This is a genomic window from Paenibacillus sp. J31R30 (assembly GCF_059692115.1).
Window position 1 is genome coordinate 933,825 of sequence record NZ_JCAUAV010000002.1, and the last position, 12,369, is coordinate 946,193.

Sequence of the window (12,369 nt, forward strand, 5' to 3'; positions counted from 1 at the left end):
GAAGAATAGGAGAACTTCATACGATGACCAACACGAACAAACAGCATACCGTTCGACTAGCGCTGCTGCTCGGTTTATTTTCGACACTCGGCCCTTTTACCATCGATATGTATTTACCGGCCTTTCCACAGATTGTAGAACAATTCGGTACGACAGCATCTCTCGTCCAGCTTAGCCTAACCGCCTGTTTACTCGGGCTAGGTATCGGTCAAGTGGTCATGGGTTCGCTCAGCGACGTCTACGGCAGGCGTAAACCGCTGCTTATTTCCATGGCTCTATATGTTGCTGCTTCTATAGCTTGTGCGATCGCGCCGAGTATATGGCTGCTGATCTTTGCACGGCTCGTGCAGGGGTTTGTTGCATCGGCGGGTATTGTTATTTCCCGGGCAATCGCACGCGACATGTTTAGCGGACACGAGCTAACCAAATTTTTCTCGATGCTCTTGCTAGTCGGGAATTTGGGACCGTTAGTGGCACCGGTGACGGGAAGCGGTGTTCTCGCGCTCACAAGCTGGATCGGCGTCTTTATTGCTTTGGCGCTGCTAGGAACCTTCCTTCTTGCCATGACAAAATGGCGTCTCAAAGAGACGCTGCCGGTCGATCGACGCAGTCCCAGCAATACTGCTCAGCAGCTGCGAAACTATGGATCGCTTCTGCGAGACCGCACATTTACGGGCTATATGCTCGCACAGGGGGTCATGATCGCGGGGGTCTTCGCGTACGTTTCCGGAACACCTTTTATTTATCAAAATATTTACGGGGTTTCCCCTACGGTATTTGCTCTATTATTCGGTTCGAACGGCATCACCTTAATCATCGGGTCGCAGTTGGTCGGTCGCATGGCTCACCGTGTGTCGGAACACGCCTTCTTGCTGTTCGGTCTACTGCTTGCTAGCGCAGCTAGTATCGCAGTCTTACTGGTGGCTATTTTCCACGGGCCGCTGTATGCACTTGTGATTCCGCTCATTTTCTTTGTAGGGGCCATCGGTATTACATCCACGGCAGCTTTTCCTCTGGCAATGGAGAGCCAAGGGCATAGAGCGGGCAGTGCGGCTGCACTGATGGGCGTTATTCCATTCTTGCTCGGTGCGATCGTATCGCCGCTAGTCGGCATTGCCGGGGAAGACACGGCTGTTCCGCTGGGTGTCATTATTTTATCCACTAGCGCTGCTGCGATGCTGTCTTACTTCCTTTTAGTGAAAAAAGGGGCAAAAGAGGCGGCTTGATGTTTAGGGCGTCTATGGGTTTATTCTTCGAGTAGTAGTTCAGGTTCTTTCGAGCGTTTGCGTATCATCAATGAAAATAAAGAAAAAAGCCCTGAGGGAAGGGAATCCCAGGGCTTTTTTTGTGCTTTTATAAACCTAATTCCTTACTTTCCCTTTTTCCTGCTTTTACCATGATTTGGTTTGTTATCCTGCTGGTCTTTCGCGTGATTTTCCCGCTGTTTATCGTGTGTATTCATGACATTAACCTACCCATCTAAGGAATTGGAAACATAAATAATGTACTCATCTAAGGAATATTATAAACAGCCAGTTTTTGCCAGCTCGTACTTCAACTATTTAATTCCTGAATTGAGCCTTAACATATTTCGAGAATTCCTTGGCGTGTTCGGTAATACCATGGGGACTGCAATGAACAGACCATAAATCTCGATACAGATAATCCGGATCTTTAAATGGAATTAATATCAGATTACCTTCCATAAGATCAGGATGGTTTTTTAGTGAGAAATCATCGATGATGGTAAATGCATAATCTGCCATAATGAACTCTCTTACAAGCGAGTAATTAATAGATGTTGCAAAAACTGGATTATTGTCTAAATTTGCTCTTCTGACCATTTCTTTATGCGTAGTAGACTCGAACAATATGATACTTTCGTTAGCAAGATCATGCGATGATACAGAATCTCTGTAACGGAAACGAGAATTTTTTCCAACACAAATACAAATATAACTCCTGTACATCGTTTCAATATGAATATTCTGATTCAGCATGAGCTCCTTATTTTCACCAATAAAAGCGAGATCAATACTATTACTATTTATATCTTCACAAATTTGTTGATGCACTTTTTCTTGGAGTTCAATTTGAACATCTTTATTGTCTCTTTTAAAGGATACTAATGCGTCATAGATAATATGGCCAAAAGCACCAGAGAAGGTAACTTTTAAATGTAAATTATTCTGGCTATTCAGTCTCGAAATATCTTCGAATAATTCTTTATATTTGTTTTGCATTTCCAGTGACTTGGCAAGTACTAGTTTTCCTTCCAAGGTTGGGATCGTTCCTTTGTTGGATCGTTGGAAGACGGTAATACCCAGTTCTTTTTCTATGGATAAAATAGATTGACTTATTGCTGAGGGTGTTATATGTAAATTATTTGCAGCTTTTCGGATTGATCCTTCTTTGGCCACCTCTAGAAGATATCCAAGTTGCTCTAAATTCATTAGTTCACTCCTCATACGTTAAGTATTAGTGTACATAGTGTGTAAATATACTGGTTTTACTATCATCTATATTAACTATACAATAATTCCGAGTGGTGAAGTAGTTATTTTGGATCATTTATTAATGAAAATCCGATATTTTGTCGAAAATTGCAGGTATTTTTAAAAATATTGTCGAATAATAACCCCGGCAATGCGAAGGTAGGCATTGATTGTGGGTATATTTTTATTTCTGGATTCGTAAATAGATGGTTTGCAGTAGGGGATGATGTGGGATGAATCCAATTGATAGATATGGCGTTCTGGTTGTTGATGACTCCAGCTTGATGAGACAAATGGTCACGGCGCTTTTTGAGCAGGATGAACAGTTTTTTATCGTGGGAACTGCGGAGAATGGTATGGAAGCGTTGGACTGCATTGTGGAGTTTAGGCCAGATTTGGTTGTCATGGATGTCGAGATGCCGGAAATGGATGGACTGACTGCACTTGAGTTTATCATGAACCATTGTCATGTTCCTGTGGTTATGCTCAGCAGTTACACCTCGGAGGGCTCACTGCAAACGATTCAGGCCATGCGGACAGGAGCTGCGGATTTTTTTCATAAAGATATGCTGTTTCAAAAACCGAGTAACCAGATGATAACGGAAGATTTCCTGCATCGCTGCAAAATAGCAATCAAAAACGGCGTTGACGGCTTCCGTGGAACATTCGCAACGTCCAAAGAAATGGCTTTACATGTTCTCATTCATTGGATGAATTATACGCTTAAATTAGAAGAAGATTTGCGGTTTGCAGAGCGAGAATTGAGAAAGGTGCTTACTCAGCAAAATGGCATGATCATTCAGTTCATGGAGGAGCGGGGTAACTTCATACATACGAGTTGTGAGGGGGAACTCCTGATTCGGATGGGGTTGAAACAGGATGAAATCATAGGCAAAGAGCTGCATGACATTTATCCTGCACAGATTGCAAAGCATCATGAGATCCATTACACCAAGGCATGGTTCGAACAAACGAATATCCAGTATGAGACCAATTGGAATAACATTACTTATTTAACCCTGTTAAGACCAGTCGTTCGGGATGAAAAAGTAATGAAGGTGATTTCCTTGAGTGTCGATATTACGGAGCAAAAAAGAATGGAAGAGCGCATGAACTATTTGACGAATAACGATCAACTGACAGGTCTGCCTAACCGCATGTACCTCTCTGAACTTCTTAGTGAAAACTTGGAAATGGCGAGATCGTCAATACATAGTTTAGCTGTTTTCTATATAGGTTTAGATCATTTCAAGTTGATTAACGATAAGCTGGGACATGAGACAGGAGATTGGATTTTAAAAATAGTTGCCCGTAGGCTTGAGCGTTGCAATCCAGGAAGACGAAGGGTCGCGCGTGTAGGCGGAGATACGTTCGTCTTGATCCTGCCATTCACCAATCCGGAGCGAATTGCAGCGACTGCAGAGCAAATTACGAATGCCATTCACATGCCGATACAATTGAACGGACAAGAGATTCATACGCATCTTAGCATTGGAATAAGCCAGTTTCCGCAGGACGCAACCGATGTTGAAGGCTTGATGGCAGCTGCGGAAATGGCTATGTTCGACGCCAAAGAGCAGGCGCACAGCAGCTATCAATTTTATAGCAGTAAAATGAATGAACGGTTTCAGAAACGGATGGAGCTTGAAAACCACTTGCGTAAGGCGATCGAAAACAAGGAACTGCGTCTTTGCTATCAACCGGTTGTCGATTCGAACACGGGACAAATTGTTGGGATGGAGAGCCTTATCCGTTGGCACAATGAGCAGCTTGGTTACATCTCACCGGCAGACTTTATACCAGTAGCTGAGGAGACAGGACTCATTATTGAGATCGGAGAATGGGTGTTAAAGGAAGCATGCAGGCAAAACAAAAGCTGGCAGGATGCTGGCTTACCCAAATTATTCGTTGCGGTGAACTTGTCCAGCCGCCAGTTTTATGATCCGAGGTTAAGCAGGGGGATACAGCGTATTTTGGAGGAGACGGGCTTGTCCCCTCAGTATTTGGAGCTAGAAATAACGGAGAGCATGACGATGGATGTCAAAGTGGCCTTGGATACGCTTTATGAACTTAAGAAGCTAGGCGTTCATCTAGCCATGGACGATTTCGGCACAGGATATAGCTCACTCGGGTATTTGAAAGACTTCCCCATCGATAAAATGAAGATTGATCAGGCCTTTATCAAGGGGCTGAAGCAAAGTCCTGTGAATGCTGCGATCGTCAATACGATGATTACAATGGCGAAAAATCTGGATCTTATCGTCGTTGCTGAAGGTGTGGAGACAGAAGAGGAGCTGCAACTGCTAAGAGAGTACGGCTGTGGACTCGTTCAGGGCTATTATTTCAGTCCTCCCGTCGAAGCTGAACGGATTGGAGAACTTTTATCTAAATTGAACAAGTTAGGATGAATAGATAGATTAATGTATGTTCGGAGAGGAGGAAGCAAGCTTGGATGAGTTCGGTATGGATGACTATTATCATGCTAACATGAGTTTGGAATTCGAAAGCAGAAAGCAATATATGGACGAACTGCGACAGCAACTTGACATTTTAAAGCAACATGTTCTGAAAGAGGGGCGCGATGAAATCATCGGGCAAGCTAGGGAATGGTATCGGATTGCTCATACAATGAAAGGTACGGCTCCTATTCTGGGACTGGCACGGATTGGAGTACTCGCTGCCCAAGTTGCCGATTGCTGGGAATGGAGCTATGAAGTTAGTGTCTTAGATATAGGCAATATACGGATAAGGTATGACGATTGTATCTTGGTCAGTCGTCCTATTATGAATGAACTTGAAATGGAATATGAAATCAACTGTAAGGAGTTCCTTTTGGAACAAAAGCAGGAACAGTTCCGAGAGGTTCTCCCCCATCATCTTCGTAATAGCAGATTGCTAATCGTTGACGATGATAGTGTGTTAAGGACCTATCTGGCCCGCAAGCTTAGACTTGAAGGATATCAAGTAGATGAGGCCTCCGATGTCGTTACTGCAATTAATCTCCTCAGGGAACGTGACTATCAATTAATTACCCTTGATCTTATGATGTATCCGCATAGCGGCTACGAAATATTCGAGGTTCTGAAGGAAGATCCGATGATTAAATGGCTCCCGATGATCGTGTTATCCGGCCGTAACGATATCACGGATGTCACGCGTTGTTTTCGTCTGGGAGCAGATGATTTTGTCACCAAACCATTTCGCTATGAGGAACTAAGCGCTCGTATTCAACGACTGTTGGTGCGACATATGGAGTTTGCTCTCGTGGCATTTAACGATCCGTTGACATGTATCCATAATCGGCGATATTTTGACCTCCAGCTTCAAGTAGAAGTAAATCGTGCAAAGAAATTCGATGAGCCGCTGACGATGGTTATGATCGATATCGATCACTTTAAAGAAGTTAATGATAAGCATGGTCACCCAGTCGGCGACCTCGTTCTTCAGAGCTTTGGACATTTGCTTCAAAAGAGTGTGCGTCAAACAGATATTCTTGCCCGCTTGGGAGGGGAAGAGTTCGGTATCATCATGCCAGGCACGACGGATCAGGAAGCAGAAAAAATGATCAAACGCATCCTAGAGCAAGTCCAACGCGAGCCGATCGCACACGGCGAAAAGCTTGATTATTTTATCACTTTCTCCGCAGGTATCGCGCCATGGATTCCAAGCAAATCAGTTAAAAAATGGATGGAATTAGCAGATTATGTTCTATACAAAGCTAAGCAGACCGGACGAAACCGTATCGTTAAGACATCGTTCAGAATTGCGGACAAAAGGAATGCGGATGCAGAGTCGCCAGCCCAAGAAACCAAGACCATTCTGATTGCCGATGACGACCGTACGCTTCGCACAATGATCGCAGATCGGTTCAGGAAAGAGCCCTATCAGTTGATCGAAGCAGCAGATGGCATTTCAGCCTATCAGATGTTAGTAGAGAAACAGCCAGATATGTGTATCTTGGATTGCATTATGCCCGGAATGAGCGGATTTGAAGTTCTTGAACGTATGCGACTGGAAGGAACACGTCCTGCAAAAACCAAAATTATACTGCTTTCCGGGAGAAACAAAGAGGAGGATGTGAGCAAAGGTCTACAACTGGGTGCAAATGCCTATATGTTTAAACCGTTCTCGCTAATTGATGTGGAAATGAAAGTTAGAGAGATGCTGTTCTAGCTAACCACCAACGAACCGTTGGTTGAGGATAGTGAGAAAAATTGCATCGTATATCGTGTAGGAGGAATAAAATGAGTACGGTTGTCGGACTCGGAGAGTGGGCTTGCAGCAACAACACAGCAGAGACGATCAAGACATTCGGACTTTCGTCATGTGTGGCGGTAACCGCCTATTGTCCCTATACAAAGACTGCGGGCATGATACATATCGTATTGCCTGTGCCCCGCTCAGACATTGAAGGGCGCACGCGGCCTGGGCATTTCGCAACGACGGGTGTTCCGTTGTTCATCAACCAAATGACACAACGGTATGGATGTCGAAAAGAAAATCTGCGGATTCACCTTTATGGCGGCGCGAATTCGAAGAAGCTTTCTCTCTTCCAAATCGGGAGTCAAAACCTGGAGCGTGTGCAAAGTGTGCTACGGAGCTTGAACATTCGGCCGTGCAAGACAGAAATTGGCGGCTATGTTAGTCGAACGGTGGAGATCTTCGTGAATACCGGTGAGATCAAAATGAATGCACTACCATTAATCTCATAGATGGGCTCAAAACTGAGGATTCATACCATGTTGGGTTGTTAGCTGATAAGGAAATCTGCTCATGAGGCAGGTTTCTTTTTTTATGTGACGCAGATAACGAGAACATGATCTTCCGAATATTTTTGGTGAGAAAATGGAAAATTAGTAATATTAGTATTCTTTAGGAGGCTCATTCAGTGAAATGGTTCAGGAAATGGCTGCGCAAGAAACCTGGGTATCCCATTATACCTGAGGATCATCTATCTGAAGAAGAAGAGAACTCCGAATTAACCATGGATTTAGAGCACAATGAACTCATTTTTAGACGTATATTTAACAACAGTCAGGATTTTGTTGTTCGCAAAGTCCAAATGTGTGGACAAAATCATTGGCTGGTGATCTACATTGCAACGCTTGTTGATGAAGTTCTGATTGATGACTATGTATTGAAACCGATGATAGCTAAATCTGACAATCAGGAACACGTCGTCATTGAGCCAACAGAATCGCTGGATGATCATATTATCTCCATTGGGTTGACGTGTGTTACATCCAAAATAAGTGAAATTGTCAAACAAGTGTTAAAAGGCCAAGCAGCTGTGTTTACCATCGGGAACAGTGATGCCATGATGGTAAAAGTGAATAGTAAGTCACAACGAAGCCTTGAAGAACCTTCATCTGAACCTGTCATTCGTGGTCCGCGGGAAGGTTTTATTGAGAATCTCTCAACGAATATTGGGTTAATCCGCAGCAGAATTAAAACGTCAAGACTTAAAGTGGAATGTATAACGATCGGTGAGCTTACCCAAACCGAAGTTGTCATTACATATATCGCTGGTATTGCTTCCGAAACGGTCATTGAGGAAGTTCGAGAGCGAGTATCTCGGATTCAAATAGACGGCATTATTGATTCCGGGTATGTGGAGGAATTTATTGAAGATAGTCCTTACTCCCCTTTTCCACTTGTGCACAGTACAGAACGACCAGATGTTGTTGCTGCCGAATTATTGGAAGGGAAAGTAGCTATTATCGTTGATACCTCTCCATTTGTACTCATTGTTCCCATGACGTTCTGGACTGGACTTCAAGCGAGTGAGGATTATTATGTTCGCTGGCCTATTGCAACTTTCGTACGGTGGATTCGATTCCTTTTCATCAGTATCGCCATATTTGCTCCTCCGCTCTATGTTGCGATTACGACCTTCAATCAGGAAATGATTCCGACCAATCTGGTGTTAAGTATTGCCTCCTCTAGAGAGCCTGTTCCTTTGCCAGCTGTGATCGAAGCCTTCATTATGGAAATTATCTTTGAAGCCTTACGGGAAGCAGGTATTCGATTACCGAAACAGATAGGGCAAGCCATCAGCATTGTTGGGGCATTGGTTATCGGTCAAGCGGCTGTGCTTGCGGGTATTATTTCCGCTCCGGTCGTTATTATTGTATCGATAACAGGTATTGCCGCATTTACGATTCCTCGTTATAGCTTTGCGAATGGCATCCGATTACTACGGTTCCCCATGCTATTGCTGGCGGGTACGCTTGGACTTTATGGTATTGTCATTGGGTTTATGGCCATTGTGCTACATATCACATCGCTTCGATCATTCGGTATCCCCTATTTCACGCCAGCAGCCCCGATGAATTTCTCGGATTTGAAGGATGTCTTCATCCGGCTGCCGATATGGGCGAAAACGCAGCGTCCGCAATCAACAGGATCTAACAATCCGGATCGTGAGCCGGCAGGTCAAAAACCAAGTCCATATGCGCGGAAAGGAAAGGGGGATTCAGAATGAAACCATTCCTTTACATTGGTTTGCTATTCACACTATTGACCACAAGTGGATGTTGGGATCGTACGGAGATTAATGATCTTGCCTTCATTATGGGGACGGCATTTGACATAGCGGATAATGGGGACTATATCTTATCACATCAAATTGCGATCCCTTCGTCCTCTCAGGGTGGGCCAGGGAGTGGTGGAAGCAGCAATGAGAAGTTTTTTGTGATATCAGCAGTTGGAAAGAGTATTAACGAAGCATTCTATAGGTTGCAGAAGAAGAGTTCACGGAGGTTGTTTACAGCACATCGCGTTGTTATTTTTATTGGTGAGCGGTTATCCAAAAGTGGGATTGAAGATATTCTCGACATTTACACGCACGATTCGAAACAACGTTTAAAAACATACATGATGGTGGTTAAGGGGGGAGAAGGACGGGACATATTTAAAGTCAAATACCCCTTTGAACAAGTACCCAGCGAGGCAATTAAAGAAATGGAAGCTTTAAATAACGAGTTGGCGATTACATTGCGCGACTTTTTTCTAGCTTCGTCTGGAGAGGGAATCAGTCCCGTATTGGGAGCTATAACCCCAGATGGCATAACGGAAGGTTTAAAAGAAGGCCATATATTTAAGTTAGCTGGGTCAGCCATTTTTAAAGATTTCAAATTAGTAGGATTTCTAAATGAGAGTGAAACCAATGGGCTCCTATGGGTGACAGATCGAATGAAGTATGGCAGTCTTAACGCCAGTATACCTGAAACTGAAGGAACAGTGGGGATGATTCTGGCAAAGGCAAAGCGAAAAATCACCCCGCAGATCACTGGTGATAAGGTTACATTCAAGATCCAGATGCGTGGGGAAGGTAACATTTGGGAAAATACGACTAATTTAGATATTCGTAAGCCAGAGAACATCAAGCTTATTAAGAAGGCACTGGAGACCTCCGTCGAAAACCAAGTCAAAGATACATTAACGAAAATACAATCGCAGTACAAGGTTGATAGTGTAGGGTTTGGCAGAGAAATTCACCGCAATAAACCAAAACAGTGGAAAGCGTTGAAAGCTGGGTGGAACGATAGATTTCCAGAGGTAGACGTTTCCCTTGAAGTGTCGATTAATATTTTAGGCAGCGGGATGGCAGGGCCTCCTTTACACTTGGAGAGAAAGGAGATCAAAAAATGATTTTCTATACAATCGTATTTGTAGGTTTCCTGCTTGTGTGGTCTTTTGTTAGAATTCGCACTTTCCTGAGTATGCAAAAAAACAAAGAAGCGGTTGTATTCGGCACTTTAATTGGTGTATCCTCAGTTGTCGGTTCTTTATTAATTTGCCGGGTCAACCTGCCGAGCATGGTTGTCCCGTTCAAATTCATATTTGAACCCATTGGAACCATGCTGTTAATGCAGTGAATGGTTCACTTTTCTTTTAATCGTGTCGATCAAGAGAAGTAGCAGTGGGATAAGACTTTGTGTGACAAAACCAGCACTAGGGTAAATCAAAGTCAGATACGTTTGAAGTTCCGCACCATTCTTGAAAACCCAGACCGATCCAATGAGGCACAATAGGGTTATCGGTGCAACGAGATCACGATAGTTTTGGATGCGGAAAATCTGGCTTATACTAATACACAATATAAACAACGACACGGACACTTTTGCAAAACTTCCAATAACCCATATCATGACAGCGATTGCCTCTAGACGTTCAAATGAACCTTCAATGCCAATGTATTGCATGACACTTAAATACGAATAGTTCAGTTGACCAGTTAATGTACCGAGAATCATAATCGCCGATATGACAACGATAAAAATAAAAATGAATATGGCTAAAAGTGCAAAGAGAGAGACCTTGAATGCCTTTTTCGGCTGATTCAAATAAGGAAGAAGCCACCCCAATATAAACAATTGATTCATAAATGCGCCTCCCGGAAGGATTGCTCCTTGTAAAACCGGCAGAATTCCGTCTCCTAGAATTGGTTTGAGTTGTTCGGGATCTACAGCACCTATCGTCAATATCAAGAGCGGAATCAAAAAAATCAATTTCATCGGTGTCAAAAACTCCGTACATCTTGCTATGACTTCTATTCCCATATAGACGGCTAGACCGCAAAGGATTAATAATGTCAGACTACCTATGATGGACGGACTTCTTGGTAATAACAGCGCTTTAATGAAAAAGGTATGCTGTATGGTCATAACTGAAATCGACATGAACCAAAAATAGATGTAGTATAAGCCCAGACATGTTCCTAACCATTTCCCGAGAATTCGTTGACTGTATTGGATAATCGTCAAACCAGGATAACGTTTCGAAAGTAGGATCATCACCCAAATACTTAATAATCCGGTCAACGTGGATGGGAATACTGAAATCCAAGCATCTTGCTTGGCATACATCGCCATCAATCCGGGAAGCGTTAAGACGATCGTAGAAGCGACAAAAGAGAATAGGATAATACCAAACTGGTTAACCGTAATTTTTTCTGTAGGCTGCATCTGTACACTCCCTCTCCTAACCTCACAGAGGTTGCTCCAAGTATTTACTTTTCGTTACAAATTTATACAAATAAACTCGGTATAACGCAACAATTCTCATGTAATTGTCAGCAATGAATAAAATAAACGAATACCGCAATTCCGCGGTACTCGCTTGATATCTCAAATGTCAAACTCTACTCAGATAGAGAAGTATTTTGGGTTGTAAATAATGGGAAAATACGAAGTGAAAACCTATCGAAATTGAATGATAATCTACTATATGTACTTTGAAAATAAAACGATCAAACTCAGTGTATGTTATTCATTTGCGTTAATTCCTCCCAGTTGACGGATGCTAGAAAACCCAGTTATATTGTGTGGCAAGCGAACGAGACAACCTCGGTTCACTTAAATTCAGCAATATGAGGGAGCTTATTTTTTATGAATCCGAACAACGAAACAAAGCAAGCGGCAATCACGCATGGTAAAGATTTAGAATGGTTTACTACAATGCCGGGGGAGCAAATGGCAATACGAATTCATAGCAGCCAGGTTGGCGGGGCCGTAACGATAATGGAAGCACGAGTACCAGCTTTAAGCGGACCACCTAAGCATTTTCATAAAGATCGGGAAGAAATTTTTGAAGTACTAGAAGGAACATTCCGCTTTCATTGCGGCGACGAAGAATTCGATGTTACTCCAGGAACTAGCGTCGTTGTTCCTCGCGGACTTCCTCATACATGGGCAAATATCGGAACTGAAACGGCACGCATTCTATTTACCTTTGCACCTGGCGGGATAGACGATTTCTTCACCAAAATTGGGCTTACTCCGCCAGAAGGTTGGCAGGAATTATCGGAAAGCTATGACACATGGATCATTGGTCCTCCCTTGCTAGCAGGTAAGAACTAAACATTTGAATG

Annotated in this window: 10 protein-coding genes; 8 read left to right on the plus strand and 2 right to left on the minus strand. The window is 43.2% G+C overall.

Annotated features, from left to right (window positions below; translation table 11 throughout):
* Window positions 1-23 precede the first annotated feature (23 nt).
* Window positions 24-1,226, plus strand: coding sequence for a multidrug effflux MFS transporter (locus tag AC58QO_RS09940; RefSeq protein WP_497265135.1), 1,203 nt, complete (start codon window positions 24-26; stop codon window positions 1,224-1,226).
* Between the two features lie 336 nt (window positions 1,227-1,562).
* Here AC58QO_RS09940 and AC58QO_RS09945 read toward each other — a convergent pair whose 3' ends face one another.
* Window positions 1,563-2,453: a LysR family transcriptional regulator gene (locus AC58QO_RS09945; protein WP_497265136.1), complete on the minus strand. Its 891-nt coding sequence runs from the start codon at window positions 2,451-2,453 to the stop codon at window positions 1,563-1,565.
* A 275-nt stretch (window positions 2,454-2,728) separates the two neighbouring features.
* Between AC58QO_RS09945 and AC58QO_RS09950 the strand changes: the two genes are divergently transcribed.
* The 6 genes from AC58QO_RS09950 (at window position 2,729) to AC58QO_RS09975 (ending at window position 10,375) form a co-directional block, all read left to right on the plus strand.
* A complete protein-coding gene (locus AC58QO_RS09950) occupies window positions 2,729-4,903 on the plus strand; it encodes an EAL domain-containing protein (protein WP_497265137.1) in 2,175 nt (724 codons plus the stop codon).
* Between the two features lie 40 nt (window positions 4,904-4,943).
* Window positions 4,944-6,668, plus strand: coding sequence for a response regulator (locus AC58QO_RS09955; protein ID WP_497265138.1), 1,725 nt, complete (start codon window positions 4,944-4,946; stop codon window positions 6,666-6,668).
* Between the two features lie 71 nt (window positions 6,669-6,739).
* Window positions 6,740-7,207, plus strand: a complete 468-nt coding sequence (locus AC58QO_RS09960) for a chemotaxis protein CheD (RefSeq protein WP_497265139.1) — start codon at window positions 6,740-6,742, stop codon at window positions 7,205-7,207.
* Window positions 7,208-7,383: 176 nt separating this feature from the next.
* Window positions 7,384-8,979 (plus strand): spore germination protein, encoded by a 1,596-nt coding sequence (locus AC58QO_RS09965; protein WP_497265140.1) that lies wholly within the window; start codon window positions 7,384-7,386, stop codon window positions 8,977-8,979.
* Entirely contained in the window at window positions 8,976-10,148 is a 1,173-nt protein-coding gene (locus AC58QO_RS09970; protein ID WP_497265141.1) for a Ger(x)C family spore germination protein, read from the plus strand. Before AC58QO_RS09965 ends, AC58QO_RS09970 begins: the two co-directional genes overlap by 4 nt.
* Window positions 10,145-10,375 (plus strand): hypothetical protein, encoded by a 231-nt coding sequence (locus AC58QO_RS09975; protein ID WP_497265142.1) that lies wholly within the window; start codon window positions 10,145-10,147, stop codon window positions 10,373-10,375. Before AC58QO_RS09970 ends, AC58QO_RS09975 begins: the two co-directional genes overlap by 4 nt.
* Here the strand turns inward: AC58QO_RS09975 and AC58QO_RS09980 are convergent.
* The gene (locus AC58QO_RS09980; protein ID WP_497265143.1) at window positions 10,364-11,464 is read right to left on the minus strand and encodes a GerAB/ArcD/ProY family transporter; all 1,101 of its coding nucleotides are present in this window, start codon (window positions 11,462-11,464) and stop codon (window positions 10,364-10,366) included. The two genes, AC58QO_RS09975 and AC58QO_RS09980, sit on opposite strands and share 12 nt — an antisense overlap.
* 423 nt (window positions 11,465-11,887) lie before the next feature.
* Between AC58QO_RS09980 and AC58QO_RS09985 the strand changes: the two genes are divergently transcribed.
* Window positions 11,888-12,358 (plus strand): cupin domain-containing protein, encoded by a 471-nt coding sequence (locus AC58QO_RS09985; RefSeq protein WP_497265144.1) that lies wholly within the window; start codon window positions 11,888-11,890, stop codon window positions 12,356-12,358.
* Window positions 12,359-12,369: the final 11 nt, after the last annotated feature.